General features: G+C 32.3%; 15 protein-coding genes and 1 tRNA gene. 9 read left to right on the forward strand and 7 right to left on the reverse strand.

The annotated features are described in order from the left end of the window. Window positions 1-19: 19 nt before the first annotated feature. Window positions 20-92: transfer RNA gene (locus KLA_RS11925), tRNA-Phe, on the reverse strand. Between the two features lie 100 nt (window positions 93-192). Between KLA_RS11925 and KLA_RS11930 the strand changes: the two genes are divergently transcribed. The 7 genes from KLA_RS11930 (at window position 193) to KLA_RS11960 (ending at window position 7,914) form a co-directional block, all read left to right on the forward strand. Continuing rightward, window positions 193-921: a type III pantothenate kinase gene (locus tag KLA_RS11930; RefSeq protein ID WP_013620382.1), complete on the forward strand. Its 729-nt coding sequence runs from the start codon at window positions 193-195 to the stop codon at window positions 919-921. After that, window positions 922-2,199 carry a hypothetical protein gene (locus tag KLA_RS11935; RefSeq protein ID WP_034646141.1) on the forward strand — a complete coding sequence of 426 codons (1,278 nt, stop codon included), beginning with the start codon at window positions 922-924 and terminating at the stop codon, window positions 2,197-2,199. 37 nt (window positions 2,200-2,236) lie between these two features. Continuing rightward, a complete protein-coding gene (locus tag KLA_RS11940) occupies window positions 2,237-3,625 on the forward strand; it encodes a tetratricopeptide repeat protein (RefSeq protein ID WP_034646143.1) in 1,389 nt (462 codons plus the stop codon). A gap of 1 nt (window position 3,626) precedes the next feature. Further along, window positions 3,627-4,232, forward strand: a complete 606-nt coding sequence (gene lptC, locus KLA_RS11945) for an LPS export ABC transporter periplasmic protein LptC (protein ID WP_034646145.1) — start codon at window positions 3,627-3,629, stop codon at window positions 4,230-4,232. After that, window positions 4,229-4,429, forward strand: coding sequence for a hypothetical protein (locus KLA_RS11950; RefSeq protein ID WP_013620378.1), 201 nt, complete (start codon window positions 4,229-4,231; stop codon window positions 4,427-4,429). Before lptC ends, KLA_RS11950 begins: the two co-directional genes overlap by 4 nt. 2 nt (window positions 4,430-4,431) lie before the next feature. Continuing rightward, window positions 4,432-5,721 carry a hemolysin family protein gene (locus KLA_RS11955; RefSeq protein ID WP_013620377.1) on the forward strand — a complete coding sequence of 430 codons (1,290 nt, stop codon included), beginning with the start codon at window positions 4,432-4,434 and terminating at the stop codon, window positions 5,719-5,721. 90 nt (window positions 5,722-5,811) lie between these two features. Further along, a complete protein-coding gene (locus tag KLA_RS11960) occupies window positions 5,812-7,914 on the forward strand; it encodes a peptidylprolyl isomerase (RefSeq protein WP_013620376.1) in 2,103 nt (700 codons plus the stop codon). A gap of 53 nt (window positions 7,915-7,967) precedes the next feature. Here the strand turns inward: KLA_RS11960 and KLA_RS11965 are convergent, their stop codons facing one another. Continuing rightward, entirely contained in the window at window positions 7,968-8,891 is a 924-nt protein-coding gene (locus KLA_RS11965) for a GYDIA family GHMP kinase (RefSeq protein WP_034646148.1), read from the reverse strand. Continuing rightward, window positions 8,884-10,203, reverse strand: coding sequence for a hydroxymethylglutaryl-CoA reductase, degradative (locus tag KLA_RS11970; RefSeq protein ID WP_034646150.1), 1,320 nt, complete (start codon window positions 10,201-10,203; stop codon window positions 8,884-8,886). Before KLA_RS11970 ends, KLA_RS11965 begins: the two co-directional genes overlap by 8 nt. Window positions 10,204-10,468: 265 nt before the next feature. Between KLA_RS11970 and KLA_RS17635 the strand changes: the two genes are divergently transcribed. After that, a complete protein-coding gene (locus tag KLA_RS17635; RefSeq protein ID WP_051456103.1) occupies window positions 10,469-12,514 on the forward strand; it encodes a peptide MFS transporter in 2,046 nt (681 codons plus the stop codon). 82 nt (window positions 12,515-12,596) lie between these two features. Here KLA_RS17635 and KLA_RS11980 read toward each other — a convergent pair whose 3' ends face one another. Genes KLA_RS11980 through KLA_RS11990 form a run of 3 tightly spaced genes read right to left on the reverse strand, consistent with a single transcriptional unit; the run spans window position 12,597 to window position 16,444 of the window. Beyond that, window positions 12,597-13,325 carry an MIP/aquaporin family protein gene (locus KLA_RS11980; RefSeq protein ID WP_013620372.1) on the reverse strand — a complete coding sequence of 243 codons (729 nt, stop codon included), beginning with the start codon at window positions 13,323-13,325 and terminating at the stop codon, window positions 12,597-12,599. A 4-nt stretch (window positions 13,326-13,329) separates the two neighbouring features. Then, window positions 13,330-14,826: a glycerol kinase GlpK gene (gene glpK / locus KLA_RS11985; RefSeq protein ID WP_034646152.1), complete on the reverse strand. Its 1,497-nt coding sequence runs from the start codon at window positions 14,824-14,826 to the stop codon at window positions 13,330-13,332. 37 nt (window positions 14,827-14,863) lie between these two features. Continuing rightward, window positions 14,864-16,444, reverse strand: a complete 1,581-nt coding sequence (locus KLA_RS11990; protein WP_013620370.1) for a glycerol-3-phosphate dehydrogenase/oxidase — start codon at window positions 16,442-16,444, stop codon at window positions 14,864-14,866. Between the two features lie 108 nt (window positions 16,445-16,552). On the opposite strand from KLA_RS11990, the gene KLA_RS11995 reads away from it, so the two are divergent. Next, complete coding sequence (locus KLA_RS11995; protein WP_034646232.1) at window positions 16,553-17,308, forward strand: DeoR/GlpR family DNA-binding transcription regulator; 756 nt, start codon at window positions 16,553-16,555, stop codon at window positions 17,306-17,308. Here the strand turns inward: KLA_RS11995 and KLA_RS12000 are convergent. Further along, window positions 17,305-19,308, reverse strand: coding sequence for a ComEC/Rec2 family competence protein (locus KLA_RS12000; RefSeq protein ID WP_034646153.1), 2,004 nt, complete (start codon window positions 19,306-19,308; stop codon window positions 17,305-17,307). The two genes, KLA_RS11995 and KLA_RS12000, sit on opposite strands and share 4 nt — an antisense overlap.

Raw genomic sequence — 19,308 nt, forward strand, 5'->3', positions numbered from 1 at the left:
TCTGATCGGGTTTTTAAAGTGGTGCCTCCAGGAATCGAACCAGGGACACATGGATTTTCAGTCCATTGCTCTACCAACTGAGCTAAGGCACCATGCCGTTAAGCGGGTGCAAATATAATTTCTATTTTCGTATATCCAAACAAAAATTGAAAAAAAGATTAAACTTTTTTTAATATTTATAATATTTGTAAAATGAATTTAATTGTTGATGCAGGGAATACCTCAGTAAAACTAGCGGTTTACAAAGGAAAACAACTTGTTTTTTCTGATGCCGTAGTGCTTAAAAATTTTTTAGATTTAGTAAAAGAAACTTTTTTAGCCTATCCAGATATTAAAGATGCTATTGTTTCATCTGTTGGTTTTTTAGGTGAAGAAGAGGTTACTAAGCTTGCTGTGTACTGTAATGTGCACACTTTAAGTGCGCTAACCAAAATACCTTTTAAAAACTTATATAGTACGCCAAAGACATTAGGAGTAGACCGTATTGCACTTGCTACAGCAGCGTTTTATAATAATGCAAGTGAGAATACTTTGGTTATAGATGCAGGTACTTGTGTTACGTATGATTTTATAGATAAAAACGGCGCTTATTTAGGAGGAGCTATATCACCTGGTGTAGCAATGAGATTTAAAGCTATGCATAATCAAACGGCTAAATTGCCATTATTAGATAAAAATGGTGAAATTGAGTTAATTGGGAATTCTACAACATCTTGCATGAAAAGTGGTGTAATTAATGGAATTTGTTTAGAAATTGATGGTGTAATTAAAGAATATAAGGTTAGATTTGCAGATTTAACAGTTATTTTAACAGGCGGCGACGCTCATTTTTTGTCAAAACGATTAAAAAATACCATATTTGCGCATTCCAATTTTCTCCTTGACGGACTTAATTATTTGCTGGAATACAACAAAGACTAAATGATAAGAAAAATAATTATTGCAATAGTATGCTGTATGGCAGGTACTATTTACGCTCAAAACGGCACAGTTTCTCCATACTCTTATTTTGGAATTGGAGATTTAAGATCTATAGGTTCAGTAGAAAATCAAATGATGGGTGGTATTAGTATGTATGCAGATAGTATACATATAAACCTAAATAACCCAGCGGCTTATGCTAGGTTAAGACAAACTACATACACTGCTTCTTTATCTAGAAAAGATATAAACTTTAAAGGGCAAAATTTATCAGATAACTCATCTGTAACTAATTTAGATTATTTAGCAATTGGTTTTCCAATTATTGATGACAGGTTGGGTGTAGGTTTTGGTATAAAGCCATTTACTTCTTCTGGTTATGAAATAGAGGAAAGCTTTACAAGCGCAGACAACGGAGAAATTACAAACGTTTTTTCTGGAGATGGCGGTGTAAATTCGGTTTTTTTCTCAGCAGGAGTTAAAGTAATAGAAGATTTTACAGTTGGTGTTACTGCTAATTATTATTTTGGTGTTGTAGACAGTAGAAGAGTGCAAGACGTGGAAGATGTACAATATGGTACTTTTGACTTTAGAAACTCTAGAGTAAACGGAGCAAACTTTAAAATATCTGCTAATTACACTCCAATGCTTACAGATAAAATAAGAATGAATACTTATTTTGGTGTAGAAACACAGAATAACCTATCTTCAGAGAACACAAAAACTATTGGTTCTTTTTCATCTAGTACAGGACAAGAAATAGAAACTATAGAAGTAGACTTAGATAATGCAGGTTTAGCTAACAGAGGTGTTACAATACCAACAACAACTACAGTTGGTTTAGGATTTGGTCAAGATAGAAAATGGTTTATTGGTACAGAATATAGTGCGCAAAACTTAGAAGATTACAGAGCCCCATTTTTTACAGTAAGTAATTTAACGTACAAAAATGCTTCTAAAATTGCTTTTGGTGGTTTTTATATACCAGATTATACTTCTTTTACAAGTTACTATAAAAGAATAACATACAGAGCAGGTGCAAGATTTGAGAACACCGGTATGGTTGTAAATAATGAAGATATTAAAGACTTTGGCATAACTTTTGGATTAGGACTACCATTGAATGCAGTTAACGATCCTTTTTCTAATATTAACATAGGTTTTGAAATAGGAAAAAGAGGAACAACAAATGCAGACCTTATTCAGGAAAACTATTTTAAAGTTAACCTAGGAATATCTCTAAACTCTAAGTGGTTTAGAAAAAGAACAATAAATTAAAAAAGTTTATAACCATTAATAATAAAAACCAATTAAGATGAAAAAGAAACTTTACTTTATAGCGATTGCTTTTATAAGCGTTATGGGTGTAAGCTATGCTCAGGAAACAGCTGCTGCTACAGTTGATAAGTCGGAATGCCCAAATAACTTTCAATTATATGCACAAGATGCAAAAGTTAAAAATTATGATGCTGCATACGGACCTTGGAAAAAAGTTTATGATGTATGCCCAGATTATCATCAAGCAAATTTTCAGTACGGAGAGCGTATTTTAAAGCATAAAATAAAAAATACTACAGGAGCAGAAAAAACTGAGTTTATAAATATGTTATTAGGCTTGTATGATAATTACATTAAATATTATCCTACAAAAACATCTAAGGCAGAAGTAATCATAGACAAGCAATTGTTAAAGTATGATAACAAAATGTCTACTGATGAAGAAGATTATGCTGCGTTAAAAACAGCTTTTACAGAAGATAGAGCTCACTTTAAAAGTGTAAAAGCATTATACTTATATTTTTCTAGCCTTGTAGACCTGCATAAAGCTGGTAAAGAGGAGTTACAAACTGTTTTTGATGTATATGATGATGTAACAGAAAAAATTGAAGAAGATAACAAAGCTTTAACTGCTAAAATTAGTACATTGTTAGCTAAGGAAGATGCGGGTACAATTACTAAAAAAGAAGCTAATAACTTAAGAGTTTACAGTGCAAACTCTGGTAACTATGGTAAAGTATCTGCTAGTATAGACTCTAAATTAGGAGATTTAGCTAATTGTGAAAACTTAATACCATTATATGAGAAAAACTTTGAGGCCAAGCAAAATGACCTTAAATGGGTAAAAAGAGCAGTAGGAAGAATGTATTCTAAAGATTGTTTAGATTCTCCAATGTTTAAAAAATTATTTGAAAAGCAATTGGCAATGGAGCCATCTGCAAGTGCTTACTTATACTCAGCTTCTTTAAAACTAAAAGCAGGTGATAGTAAAGGTGCATTAAGTGATTTTACACAAGCTAGTGAGTTAGAGACAGATCCTTACAAAAAGGCAGATATTCTATACAAAATTGCAGCTAGGTATAGCAGAATTAGCAAGTCTACATCTTACAAATATGCTAACAAGTCATTACAAGCAAACCCATCTAACGGAAAAGCTTACTTATTAATGGCGAGCTTAGTGTCTAGTAGTGCTAACGATTGTGGTTCTACTAAATTTGAAAAATTAGCTGTAAACTGGAAAGCTGCAGAATTAGCAAGAAAAGCAGGTAGAGTAGACCCATCATTAGGTTCTACTGCAAAATCTGCTGCTAGTAGATACTTGCAAAGAGCGCCTACTAAAACAGAAATTTTTTCTAACAACATGCAAGGCAAAACAGTTAGCTTTAAATGTTGGGTTGGTGGTAGTGTAAAGGTGCCTAACCTATAAGATGATCACAAGAAAAACATATAAATTTTTAAAAAGCATTGCCATAATTTGTTTTATGGCAATGCTTTTTTCGTGTAAAGATAGCTACAAACGTGTAGGAGTAGAGGCAACTAAATTGGTGTATCCGCAAGGTGTTGCTAATGATTTAGTTTTTACCTACACAGAAACCAAAGACCCTGTTAAAAATAAAGAAGAGGTAACCTCTAAAGTTTTAGCAGTGTTAACAGCGCCTGTTAGAGAAGATTTTAATAACTTAACATTTCCTAAAGAGGTATTTCCTAAGGGGCTGCAGGTAGAGTTTTTTGATGATAAAAACCAAAAAAGTATTATAACAGCGGATTATGGTATTAGTTATTCTTCTACAAAATTAATAAGTTTACGAGGTAATGTTGTTATACACACACATGATGGTAAACAGTTTAAAACACCACAGCTGTTTTATGATCAGGTTAATAAATGGATTTTTACACAAGAAAAATTTGAATTTATAAACCCAGAAGATGAATCTGTAATGTATGGTGAGGGTTTTGATTCTGATAAAGATTTAAAACAAGTTAATGCACATAAAACAACAGGCTTAAAAACAATAAAAGACGAGGAAATATGATGAAAATTTTAAGGTATACAGAGGTTTTGTATTTGGTAGTAGCTATACTGGCAACTTATAAAATGTATACACTTTGGAGAGCTAATGAGGACTATTTTTTATTTGCTTTTTTTGCAGTTATTTCTGTTGGTATGTTCTTTTTTAGAAGACACTACCGTAAAAAGTTTGAAAAAAGAAAACAAGATAACAACTCGTAACCTTGGTAACATCAATCATTATTATTGTTGTATCATTATTACTTTCTGCATTTTTTTCAGGAATGGAGATTGCTTTTATATCTGCTAATAGAATACATTTAGAAATAGAAAAAAAACAAGAAGGTTTTTTGCCTACTGTTTTATCTAAATTAACAGCAAAACCATCTAAGTTTATAGCTACAATGCTTATAGGCAACAATATTGCCTTGGTGGTATATGGTATGTATATGGGAGACTTACTTATGAGTTGGTTTGTAAACATGTTACCTACAAGTAGTAGCTTTTTAGATTTGTTGCTTACAGATTTTGGACTCTTATCACAAACTGTAATTTCTACATTAGTGATCTTAATTACGGCAGAGTTTTTGCCAAAAGTATTTTTTCAAATTTATGCCAATTCATTTTTAAAAGTATTGGCAATACCTGCATATTTTTTCTACGGATTATTCTCTTGGATTTCCAATTTTGTAATTAGTGTGTCAGATTTTATCTTAAAAACTTTTTTTAAAACAGATGGTGATCATAGTCAGCTTGCGTTTAGTAAAGTAGAGCTAGGAGATTACATTACAGAGCAGCTAGAGACTGTTAATACTGAAGACGAGGTAGATTCTGAGATTCAAATTTTTCAGAATGCATTAGAATTTGCAGCTGTAAAAGCAAGAGAAGTTATGGTGCCACGTACAGAAATAGTAGCAGTAGAGCTTCATGATACTCCTAAAAATTTAACCAAATTATTTACAGAAACAGGTTTTTCTAAAATAATGGTTTATAAAGAAACTATAGATAATATAATAGGTTACGTGCATTCTTTTGAGCTTTTTAAAAAACCTAAAACCATAAAAAGTATTTTACTACCTATAGAATTTGTGCCCGAAACTATGTTGGTAAGCGATATTTTAGATTCGCTTACAAAAAAGAGAAAAAGTGTTGCTGTAGTGTTAGATGAGTATGGTGGTACAGCAGGTATAATGACGGTAGAGGATATAGTAGAAGAATTATTTGGAGAAATAGAAGATGAGCATGACTCTACAGATTTGGTAGAAGAGCAGTTGTCTGAAGATACATATAAGTTTTCTGCAAGGCTAGATGTAGATTATATAAATGAAAATTATAAGTTAGAACTTCCAGAGAGTGATGAGTATGAAACTCTAGGAGGTTTAATAGTAAACGAAACAGGAGAAATACCCGAAAAAGATTCGGAAATTAAAATTGAAAACTTCAATTTTAAAATAATAGAAGTGTCAAATACTAAGATAGATTTGGTAACCCTGCATATACTTGAAAAAGAGTAGGTTTTTAGTGTTAAAAATTTGATAAAAATTAAATTTTAAAACCCAAAAAGAAATGGTATTTTTGCCCACTGATTTTAAACATTTTATAAAATGGCGATTTTAGAGAACATAAGAAAGAGAACAACTGTATTAATCCTAATTATAGGTTTAGCCTTATTTGCATTTGTAATCTCTGGTATTTTTAGTGCAGATGGTATGTCTGGTGTAAAAACAGGTACTACCGTTGCAGAAATTAACGGAAAAGATATTTCTATAGACAAATTTAGAAGAGAGGTTGAGGCTGCTTCTAATCGTTTTGGAGCTGGCGCAACTTCTATGCAGGTTGTAAACAGTGTATGGGATCAAGAAGTGAAAAACGCTATTTTAAGTGATGAGTTTGATGATTTAGGGATTTCTATAGAGCAAGACCAAATTATTAACTTTATAGCATCTAACCCAGGATTTTCTCAAAACCCACAGTACCAAAATGAGAACGGTGTTTTTGATGAGTATATTTTTAAAGAGTTTATTTCTACTTTAAAAACAGAAAACCCTGCACAATATGCACTATGGCTTCAGCAAGAGCAAGCTATTATGCAAGCAGCTAAAGAGCAAACTTACTTTAACTTGGTTAAAGCTGGTTTAGGAGCTACATTAAAAGAAGGTGAGTTAGATTATAAATTAGCTAATGATAAAATTGATATTAAGTATGTAAGAGTACCTTATACTTCTATTGCAGATAGTTCTGTAGCGGTAAGTAAAGATGAAATTGCAGCTTATATAAAAGATCACGAAGAAGATTTTAAGCAAGAAAAGGCAAGAGATTTTCAGTTTGTATACTTTGAAGAGAAGCCATCTTTAGAAGATGAAAAAGCTGTTGAAGCTAAAGTAGTTTCTTTACTAAATGATAAAGTAGAGTATAACGATACTATTTTAGGTTTTAGAAATACAAAAAATATTGAAGAGTTTTTAGATCGTAATTCAGATTTAAAGTATGATACTATCTACAAAACTAAAAACGTATTATCTCCAAAATTTGCAGACACTTTAATGGCATTAAATATTGGTGATATCTATGGTCCTTATCGTGATGGTAACTATTTTAAAGTTACTAAAATGATGGATAAGAAAAAAGATGGTAACGTTAAGGCTAGTCATATACTTGTTGCTTGGGAAGGTGCAGAAAGAGCAAACCCTGAAGTAAAAAGAACAAAAGAAGAAGCTAAAAAAAGAGCAGAAGAGTTATTAAAAGATGCTAAAAAAGGAGATGTAGAATTTTCTGTTTTAGCTCGTGATAATTCAGATGGTCCTTCTGCATCAAGAGGTGGAGATTTAGGATATAGCCAACAAGGTAGAATGACTCCTAAGTTTGATGAATTTATGTTTAGTAACAATGTAGGTACTATAGGTATGGTAGAAACAGAATTTGGTTTCCACATTGTTAAAATTGATGATAAGCAAGATTTAGTTCGTGTTGCTACTTTAGCAAGAGCTATAGAGGCGTCTGAAGCTACAATAAACTCTTTGTTTACAGAAGCTACTCAGTTTGAAAGTGACGCAAAAGATTCTGACAAAACATTTTTAGAATTATCTAAAGAGAAAAAATACGTTGCAAGACCAGTAAATAAAATTAAGGCTATGGATGAAAACCTTCCTGGCTTAGCTGCACAAAGAGCAATTGTACAATGGGCTTTTAATGATGATTCTGAAGTAGGAGATATTAAACGTTTTCCTGTAAACAACGGTTACGCTGTAGTACAATTAACAGGTAAGTATAAAGAAGGCTTAATGTCTGTAGAAGATGCTTCATTTATGGTGTTACCTAAATTAAGAAAAGAGAAAAAAGCAGCACAAATTATTGCCGCTAATAAAGGTAAAAGTATAGATGCTATAGCTAAAGATAATAATGTATCTGCTTCTACTGCATCTGCATTAACTATGAAATCACCAACAATACCTGGTGCAGGTAGAGAACCATTTGTTGTAGGTAGTGCTTTTGGACTTAACCAAGGAGACACTTCTGGTTTACTAGAAGGAGAAACAGGAGTATTTATGTTAACTGTAACTAAAAAAGAGGAAGCTCCTAAATTAGATAATTACAGTACTTATGCAAATATGGTGCAAACAACAGCTATGCAAAGAGCAAATTCTGCTGTATTAAATGCATTAAAGAAATCTGCTGAAATTGAAGATAACAGAGCAATGTTCTACTAGTAGAAATTGTTTAATAATCATATTTAAAAAAAGCCTCCAATTTGGAGGCTTTTTTATTTTATTAGATCGGTATATCTAAAAATAGTATTGTACCCTTTTTGCTTAAAGTAGTTGGGAGTAGTTTTATTACCTGTGGCTAATATAAAATCTCCACCCCAAGCACCTAAGCTTTTTATAGCGCCAGTAAAATCTTTAAATAGTAAGTCTTTAACTGTTTTTGTTTTTAAGGCTGTAGATAGTAGTTCTTCGTGTTTAGTAATAAGTGCTTCAAAAGAAGATAAAGAACTTGTATTAGCTATGTTTTTGCTTATTTCAGTAATGTTTTTAACTAGTTCATCTTTATTAAATGAACATTTTTTATATGCAGCAATAGCTTCTCTACTGTTCTGCTTTTTGTTTAAATGAATAAAGTATAAATTGTCAACAAAAAGAGGATTAAAATTTATGGTAGTAGTGGTGGGTATTTTGTTTATTTTCTGATAAAAAATTGGTGTATTGTTTTGTGCGCAAGCAATATCATACCCACTGCCACCCATTGTATTTTCTAATAACTTAAAAGCATCTACATTTGCCCATTTTGCAATGTTGTTTATTAGAGTAGATGAAGACCCAAGTCCCCAATCTCTGTTGAAATCTAATTTTGTTTCTACAGCTAACCCTTTCGTGTTTTTTAAAAAGTTAGGATTTAGTAATTGTGCTTCTTTTAAAATTTGTTGTAAAGTTTTTGCTGTATTAGTCCAAGCTTCATCGTTTAGTTTATCATTTAAAACAGTAAAAGTATCGCTGTTAAAAGTTGCGTTAAACCAAGTGTTATTAGCTACGTCTATACTGCTCCAAGTAATGCTATTGCTATTAGTTTGTGTTACTCTTAAATTTTGACCATAAATTGTTGGTACTGCTAAGCTAAGTGCGCCATCTAAAACAACATACTCTCCTGTGAGTAGTAATTTTCCGTTGCTGTAAAATTCTTTAGTCATTTTTTAAATTGTTGTATGCAGTAACTACAGCGCTATGCGTAACAGTATTGGTTTTAAAGTGTGCTGTTAGTGTCTTTTTTTCACTATCTGTGGCGCCAAGTTGATTTAAAATGTTTAGCAGGTGCATTTTCATATGTCCTTCTTGTATACCAGTTGTTACCAAAGAGCGTACAGCAGCAAAGTTTTGAGCCAATCCGGTGGCAGCTACAATTTGCATTAATTCTGTTGCAGAAGGTTTTTGTAAAATTTCTAAAGCAGTTTTTACTAGTGGATGTAAGTTTGTTAAGCCGCCTACAGTACCTAAAGCTAAAGGTACATCTAACCAAAACTTAAACACACCATTATCTACGCTAGCATTAGTTAGGCTACTGTATTTTCCGTTTCTACTAGCGTATGCGTGTACACCAGCTTCTATAGCTCTAAAATCATTTCCAGTAGCTAAAATCACAGCGTCTATTCCGTTCATAATTCCTTTATTATGTGTAACAGCTCTGTAAGGTTCTATTTTGGCAATGTTAACGGCCTGTACTATTTTTTCAGCTAAATGTTGTGCCTCTTCAGTATTTCCTTCGCTAAGCTCTTCAACTGTACAGTTAACTTCTGCTCTAACAACACAATTAGGTACGTAGTTAGATAAAATACTCATTACAACTTCTATATTTTTTTCTTCATCAGAAAAATCAGTATAAGCCAATGCTTCTCTTTTTAGTGTTTTTGCAAATTGCTCTAAGCAAGAGTTTATAAAGTTGGCACCCATTGCATCTAGTGTTTCAAAAGTGCAGTGTAACTGGTAGTAGTGTTCTAAATCTTCAGTTTTATTACGTAGCTCAATATTTGTAATTCCTCCACCACGTTTTTTCATACTGGTGGTAATACTATCAGAATCATTAAAAAGTACAGGTTTAATAGCCGTAAAAAATGATTCTAACTTTTTTTCATCACCCTTAAAAATAAAATGCACCTGTCCTACTTTTTCAGTTCCTAAAATAGTGGTTTTAAATCCGCCACGTGTTAACCAAAATTTAGCAGCCTTACTAGCGGCAGCAACCACAGAGCTTTCTTCTATAGCCATTGGTACAGCATAAAGCTTGTTATTAATTAAAAAGTTTGGAGCAATACCTAAAGGCAGGTAATAATTTGTTATCGTATTTTCTATAAACTCGTCATGCAGTTTTTGCAGTTTAGCATCAGAATTCCAATACACTTTTAATACCTCTTTTGTTTGTTGGGTATTGTGTGTGTAATTGCTAGCAATCCAGTTTATTTTTTCGTCTTTACTTAGTTTAGAAAATCCTTGAATAGGGGTAATCATAGTTGGTTTTTTACAAGTGCCAAAGATAAACATAATGTGGCAACTTTTTTTGACTGATATATCTGTGAGTTTTGCCTTTATAATTGCAATATTTAAGATAAAAAGTTTACTATTTATTAAAATAATTAGTAAACTTGGTCTTTCTTAAAAGCATTTTATGAATTTAATAATTTAGGGCAAAGTATTCATATTTCTTAATTGATGAAAATATGCTTTAAATCTGTTATTTTTGATGAAATCAAATTTATAAACTAACTAATTATATATGGAATTTAAATACGGAGGATCTGAGACTAATCAGAAAACAGTATTAGGACACCCGTCTGGGCTTTTTGTGCTGTTTTTTACTGAAATGTGGGAGCGTTTTAGTTACTATGGAATGCGTGCATTGTTGGTGCTTTTTTTAACATCATCTTTACTAAATGAAGGTTGGGGCTGGGAAAGAGCAGATGCAACAATTTTATATGGTTGGTATATAGGTCTAGTGTATTTAACACCAATTATTGGTGGTTACATTGCAGATAAATTTTTAGGATTTAGAAATGCCGTAATTTTAGGAGCGTTTATTATGACGCTTGGTCACGCATCTATGGCATTAGAAGGTACTACACACTGGTTTTTTTATGCAGGTTTAACATTATTAATTATTGGTAACGGTTTGTTTAAGCCAAATATTTCTTCAATTGTTGGTCAATTATATAAAACACAAGGTGAAGAAAAAGACGCAGGTTATACCATTTTTTATATGGGTATTAATGCGGGTTCTTTTTTAGGTATTCTTTTATGTGGGTATTTAGGTGAAAAAATAGGCTGGCATTATGGTTTTGGTTTAGCAGGTGTTTTTATGTTTATAGGAATGGTACAATTCTATTTAGCGCAAAAAATATTTGGAAAAATAGGATTAAAACCAAATACAAATAAAAGTATAGAGGAAACTATTGAGGATGATGCAGAGAAATTAGAAGATAACGTAGAAGAACTTGTAGAAGGTGTTTCTAAATCTAGAGTAATATCAGATAGAATGATTGTTATTGGTATTTTTGCTTTGTTTACAACATTCTTTTGGTGGGCTTTTGAGCAAGCAGGTGGTTCTATGACTATTTTTGCTGGCGATTATACACAAAGAGTTTTAGAAGGCTCTTCTGCTACTGCTTTTAAAATAATAAATAGTGTTATAGTAATTATTCCTTTAGGTATTATTACATATGTATTAAGCTTGTTATTTAAAAAGACATTTTCTAAATATTCTACAGCTAATATCGTACTAGCATCTAGTTTTGTTATTGTTTGGGCTTTGGTTATTTGGATGTTGCAGAACGATTATAAAACTACTTCTTATGCGGTAGCTTATTCTGATGTGAATAACGTAGAAAAGGTAAAAGAAATTAGAACTAGTGACCCTTTAACAGTAGGTGATGTTATAAATGTAAAAGTGAATAACAAATATGAGTTTTACAACCCTGCAGACAGCTTAAACCTTGCAAATACAGTTAAAGATGGTAACTTGCTTAATGAAGATAAAAATGCTATTGGTTACTTTTTTAACGCTAAAATAACAGATTTAAAAGAAGAGTCTGCAAAAGGGCTATTTTGGAAAGATAATACATATGCTTCTTTAGCTTTTGAAAATCAAAAAAATGAAGTTTTAAAGCAAAAATTAGCATTGTCTAGAGATACTACTTTTACAGCTGGATCTGTAGTACAATTAAAGCTTACACAAAATTTAGGCTATGTTGCTGAAGCATCTGAGGATACAGTAACAGCTAAAGTAACAGAGGTGAAAAGCTCACAAGTAGAGGTTTCTGCTTCTTGGTTTTCTGTGCTTAACTCTTTATTTATTATAGTGTTTGCCTCTTTGTTTTCTAAAATATGGCAGTCTAAATACAACCCTTCTGGACCTGTTAAGTTTGCTTTAGGTTTAATTTTAGTTGGTGTAGGTTTTGCAGCATTGGCTTATGGCTCTTCTGGTATTCCTGAAGGAGCTAAAACGGCATCTGTAAGTATGGTTTGGCTGGTATTGGCGTATTTATTCCATACATTAGGAGAGCTATGTGTGTCTCCTGTAGGTTTATCTTATGTTAGTAAATTGGCGCCAGTTAAATTTGTAGGTATTATGTTCGGTATTTGGTTTATAGCTAATTTCTTGGCAGGTGTAATTGGTGGTTGGACAGCTAGTTATATAGATCCAATTTCTGAGAAATACGGTTTATCAACCTTCTTTTTAATATTCACATTAATTCCTGCAGGAGCCGGAGTAATTATGCTATTATTAAATGGTAAAATAAAGAAAATGATGCACGGTATAAAATAAAAAGTATACTTGGTAATACATATAAAAAATCCCTTTTTACAGATTGTAAAAAGGGATTTTTAGTTTAAGTAATCTTATTTAGTTAGCTTAATGCAAGCATTAGAAAAGCTGCTAGTGAAGCACCTAAAATAGGGCCTACCACAGGTATCCAAGCATAGCTCCAATCACTTTTAGCTTTATTTTTAATAGGAAGTAAAGCGTGTATAATTCTAGGTCCCAAATCTCTAGCAGGGTTAATAGCATAACCTGTAGTACCGCCTAAAGAGAGCCCAATTGCCCAGACTAAAAATGCTACGGGTATAGCGCCAACCGAGCCTAGTCCAATTATAGTATTAGGCTCTGTTAGTGTAGCATCTGTAAAATAGAAAATAGTAAGTAACAGCACAAAAGTGCCTATGGCCTCACTAAATAAGTTGCTAAATGTATTTTTAATGGCAGGAGCAGTGCAAAAAACAGCCTTTTTAGCATCTTTATCTTCTGTTTCATTAAAATGATGTTTGTATGTAAGCCAAACAAAAGTAGCGCCAACCATAGTACCAATAAATTGCGCAAGTACATACATAGGTACTTTATACCATTCAAATTTGTTTGCAATAGCCAAACCAATACTAACAGCAGGGTTTAGATGAGCACCACTATAAGGCCCAGCTATAACCACACCTACATAAACAGCAAGTGCCCAGCCAGTGGTAATCACAATCCAGCCACTGTTATTACCGTTAGTTTTATTTAATACAACATTTGCAACTACGCCACCACCAAGTAAAATTAGAATGGCACTACCAATAATTTCTGCAATAAAAGGAGTCATTTTTTTAGTTTAAGGTTGTCCAATATTCAAGTGCTTTAATGGCCTTGTACCAACCTTTAATGCCTTCTAAAATGTCTTCATTTTCTATAACTGGTTCAAAACGTTTATCTGTTTGCCAAATTTCTTCAATTTCTTTTGGACTATCCCAGTAGCCTACAGCTAGGCCTGCTAAAAAAGCAGCTCCCATAGCAGTGGTCTCTACCACTTTAGGTCTTATAGTAGTAGTTTGTAAAACATTTGCCTGAAACTGCATTAGTAAATTATTTACAGTAGCTCCACCATCTACTCTTAACTCTTTAATTAAAATGCCAGAATCTGCCTCCATGGCTTTTAAAATATCCATTGTTTGGTAGGCAATAGACTCTAAAGCAGCTCTTGCAATATGTGCATCTGTGCTGCCTCTTGTTAATCCAAAAATAGTACCTTGTGCTTGTTGGTTCCAATGAGGAGCTCCCAAACCAGCAAAAGAAGGAACAAAGTAAACCCCTTCTGAGCTTGTAATGCTGTTAGCTAACGTTTCTGCCTCTGAAGATGTTCTAATAATTTTTAAAGAATCTCTAAGCCATTGTACAACAGCTCCTCCTATAAAAATACTGCCTTCTAATGCATAATGTGTTTCTCCGTTAATTTTCCAACCTATAGTGGTGAGTAAGTTATTTTTAGATAATGTTGGTTTTTTACCAATATTCATAAGCATAAAACAACCTGTGCCGTATGTGTTTTTTACCATTCCGGGCTTGGTACACATTTGTCCAAATAATGCAGCTTGCTGATCTCCTGCAATACCAGAAATAGGAATTTTAGAATCATAAAAAACAGATTGTGTATGACCGTAGACCTCGCTAGATTCTTTTACCTCTGGTAACATACTTTTAGGAATGGTAAGTAGCTCTAACAGCTCATCATCCCATTCTAAAGTATTAATGTTAAATAGTAACGTTCTAGACGCATTACTAACATCTGTAACGTGTTTGTTTCCTTTTGTAAAGTTCCAAATAAGCCAAGAGTCTATAGTGCCCATTAATAGATCACCAGCCTCTGCACGTTCTCTAGCGCCTTCTACGTTATCTAAAATCCATTTTATTTTAGTTCCAGAAAAGTAAGAGTCTATTACAAGGCCTGTTTTTTGTTTAATAAGATCTGTGTGTCCTGCTTTTTTTAATTCATCACAATATGCAGCAGTTCTTTTGTCTTGCCAAACAATAGCGTTATAAACAGGTTTACCTGTTTTTTTATCCCAAACAACTACAGTTTCTCTTTGGTTTGTAATGCCAATTGCAGCAATATTTTTTACATCTAGTCCTTTTTTTGTAATAGCTTCTGTAGCAACACCAGCTTGTGTAGACCAAATTTCGTCAGGGTCATGTTCTACCCAGCCTGGTTTGGGAAAGTACTGTGTAAACTCTTTTTGAGCAACAGATATAATGTTTCCCATTTTATTAAATACAATTGCTCTAGAGCTTGTTGTGCCTTGGTCTAATGCTAATATATATTTCTCCATGTTTTGTGTGTAAGGTTGTTTGGTTTTAAGTGAAATTTTAATGTTTTAAAACATAAACTTCAGCAACTTTTGTAAAGTTTTCAATTTGATTTTGTTTCCAGGCATTATCTTTATTTAGTTCCTTAGCTATAATATCTGCAACTAATGGTGCTATTTCTATTGCGGCTTTGGCGTCTAAAAATAATACTCGTACACGCCTAGCTAAAATATCTTCAATGGTTCTTGCCATTTCATTTTTAACTGCCCAAACTACTTCGGCTTTTACAAACTCTAAATTAGGATGCAATTTTTCACCTAAACTTGGGTCATGTTGTACCATTTCTAAAATACTGGCTTCATCAGACCCATAAAAGGATAAATGATTAATTATATCATTGTTGGCAACCGCGCCATGCAATTGAAGATCTTCTGTAACACATTCCTTTTTGGCAAGCTGTCCTACTTCTATAGCTTTGTTTATGGTGTCTTGTGCCATTCTTCTATAGGTTGTCCATTTACCGCCAGTAATTGTAATTAATTTAGAGTTAGAAACTAAAACTTTATGACTTCTAGATATTTCTTTTGTTTTTTCAGATTTATCTTTTGGTGCAGCTAAAGGACGTAATCCAGAGTACATACTTAATACGTCTTTACGACTAACATTTTTGTTTAAATACTCGTTGGCATTTGCTAGTATAAAATCTATTTCTTCTTCTAAAGGTTTAGGCTCTAAACTATGGCTGTCTATAAGGGTGTCTGTTGTTCCTAAAATTACTCTGTTGTGCCAAGGCACTAAAAATAATACCCTACCATCTGTAGTTTTTGGTATCATTATGGCTTCATTACCTGGTAAAAATGACCTGTCTACAACTAAGTGAATACCTTGACTTGGACGTACAAGGTTTTTGGAAGCAGCATCATCCATTTTTAATATTTCATCAGTAAAAACACCTGTAGCATTTATTATTGTTTTAGCAAAAACAGTATACTCTGTATTTGTTTCTGTATCTAAAACTACCACACCATTGGTATTGCCATTAGTGTCTTTTGTGAGCTTTATAACTTTAAAATAATTTAAAAGTGTTGCGCCTTTTTCAATAGCTGTTTGTGCTATATTAACAGCAAGTCTAGAATCGTCAAACTGACCATCATGGTATAAAACACCACCTTTTAGTCCGTCTGTCTTTATTGTTTTTAATTTCTGAATAGTTTTTTTTCTAGAAAGTGAAAACGATTTTCCAAAACTTAGTCTACCAGATAAAATATCATACACTTTTAAGCCAATGGTGTAAAATGGAGTTCCCCACCATTTGTAATTTGGAATTATAAATGAGAGATTGCTAACCAAATGCGGTGCATTTTTAGCTAATAATCCTCTTTCATGCAAAGCTTCTCTTACCAAATCTACATTGCCCTGAGCCAAATAACGTACCCCACCGTGTACTAGTTTTGTACTACGGCTACTAGTTCCTTTTGCATAATCTATCTGTTCAAACAATACTGTTTTGTACCCTCTAGTAGCACTATCTAGTGCAGCTCCTAAACCAGAAGCACCACCGCCAATAATTAATACATCCCAGTTTTTTTCCTGTTGTAATTGCGCTATTAATGCTTCTCTGTTAAATATGTTTTTTGTCACTTTCTTTTGATTTTGATCAAAACTAATAAATTTTTAAAACAAAACGAAAGTAAACGAAACTAAATTATGTTAATTTTTTTTCATTTTTTAACTATATTTGATCATTCTATGAAAAGACATCAGATTATATTAGATATTCTTGCAAGAGAAAAACATGTAGAAGTTGTAGATTTATGTGAGCAACTTAATGTTTCTGCGGTAACAATTAGGAAAGATTTACGCCTGCTTGAAGAAAAGGGGTTACTTTTTAGAACTCACGGCGGAGCATCATTAGAAAATCCGTATATAAATGAAAGAGCAGTTGGCGAAAAAGAAAAAATTTCTGTTGAAGAAAAAAAAGGAATAGCGCAAACCGCATCTACATTAATAGACGAAAATGATTCTATAATGATTGCATCTGGTACTACAGTGCAAGCATTGGCTAAGTTTATAGAACCTAAAAAGAAACTAACCGTAATTACTTCATCTTTACATGTTGTTTTGCATTTAATACATAATAAAGACATACAAATTTTGCAACTTGGAGGGTATGTTAGGCATAGTTCTGCTTCTGTTATTGGTAATTATGCAGTACAAATATTAGATAACATTTCATGTAGTAAGTTTTTTTTGGGAGTAGATGGTATAGATTTAGAGTATGGTTTATCTACCTCTAGCTTAGAAGAAGCTCAGCTTAATAAAAAAATGTTGGGTGCCGCGCAAAAAATAATTGTTTTAGCAGATTCATCTAAGTTTGGTAAAAAAAGCTTTGCTAAAATTTGTAATCTAGATCAAATTGATGAAATTATTACGGATAGCGGAATAGCTCCTAATATGGTAAAAAATCTGGAAAATAAAGGTATAAAAGTTAGTGTTTGTAATTAATGAAAGGTATAATAGCCATTTTCTCCTGTATAGTAAAAAGGAATTTTTCTTTTTAAGCAAGTAGCTTTCCAAAGGGCAACTGTGGTTTTGTAATTGCTACCGTCGGCAATTATTTGTTTTGGATGTATGTCTGTAATTAAACGATCTAAATTTAGCTTAGCAGACTGTGTGAGTAGTACAATGCTGTTTTTATTTTTAGGGTAAACTGCTAAACTATCTACAATAATTAGTAGCTTGTTTTTATAACTGTAGTTATTTTTTAGTTTTTGGTTAGATATTGAATTTACGCGTTCTGCAATTGCAATATTTTGAATGGATTGCGGATTTATGTGGCTATTATTAGTGTAAACTTTTAATTCTTTTCCTGTTTGGTGGGTTAGTACCGTATGTTTACTTTGGTGTAATATGTGTAATTCTTCTTTTTGTAATGCTTTGTAATTATAGTAAATTATGCATGATTGAAAAACTAGAACACTAGCCAGTAACCAAGCTGTTCTTTTAAAGGTTTTTTTAGTCATATATAAAAGCAATATTAGCAGAATAAGGTAGCTAAGTATTATTTGTATCTTGTTAAATGAAATGGCTTTAATTAAAAAATTTTCCTGTGTAGCAACCCATTTTACAACACTGTTCATACTAAAAATGATACCGTTGTAAAGTGTAACTAAAAAATTTGGTAAAGCATTAAAAAGCGCTAAAATTACAACCACAATACCTACACTTAAAATAACTCCTAAAAACGGAATAATAGCTAAGTTGGTAATAAAAAACAAACTAGGAAACTGATGAAAATAATATAGGCTAATAGGTAAAACTCCAAGTTGAGCAGCTAAACTAACAGTTAATAATTGCCATATTTTATTAGTAAGGTAATATTTAGGTTCCCATAATTTTTTAAAAATAGGATTAAATAGTACAATAGAAAATACAGCGGCATAGCTCATTTGTAAGCCTACGGAAAACAATAAGTTAGGCTTGCATAAGAGTATAAAAAATAACGATAATGCTAAAATGTTAAAAGAACTCGTTGGCCTGTTTAAAAACATAGCGTAGGCAACAAATGTAAACATAGTTACTGCTCTTATTAATGAGCTAGATAAGCCTGCAATGAAAGCAAAACTCCAAAGAAATAAGACTATAATAATAAGTTTAATTGTTTTGCCTTTTGGTAAATACTCTAAAGGAGAAAGTAAAAATTGTAAGACCAATAAAAGTATTCCAATATGTAAACCAGAAAGTGCTAAAATGTGTATAGCGCCAGCATTTTTGTATGCGTCTAAGGTTTTTGTTTGTACGGTATTACGTTCCCCCAGCAATAATGCTTTTATAATGCTTAATTCTTCAGGGTTAAAACCCGCGTCATTAAGTTTGTTAATAATATTATTTCTAATAATTGCAGCTGTACCAATTAGGGTTTTATTGTTTAATAAAAGTAGTTTGTAATTGTCTTTAGCTTCTATTTTATGGTAAATGCCTAAATCTTTTAAGTATAAAGCATAGTTAAATTGATGCGGATTTAAAGGGGAGTTAACAGGAGAAAGCTTTGTGTATACAACAAGTTCATCATCAACATTAAAAATTGTTTTAGCACTATTTATTGGTGTCTCTAATAAAAATTTTCCTGTAGCATTTTGGTTATCCAGAGTAACAAGGGTTGCTACATACTTATGGTTGTAAGTGTTAGATTTTAAAACCTCTTGTATTTTCAAATGCCATAAATGTGCATTGTTGGTAGTTTTATTACTGTAGTGTAATGTGTTATTTTTAGGTGTGGCAAAATTTGCAGTAGTTACCCCCAACAATATGCTTGCAAAAGCAGCTACAATGCCAAAAACTAATGCTCTTTTTTTAGATGTTTTTAATAGTATACCAAGAATTATTAGTGATGTAATAAGTGCGTATAAACAATAAAAAGGAGAAAAATTAAAAGCAGTTTGTATCAGTATTCCAGTAATTAAACATAGTGTAAGTTTTACTGAAATAAACTGAAACGGTTTCAT

The sequence above is a fragment of the Cellulophaga geojensis KL-A genome (assembly GCF_000568425.1).
Lineage (GTDB): Bacteria > Bacteroidota > Bacteroidia > Flavobacteriales > Flavobacteriaceae > Cellulophaga > Cellulophaga lytica.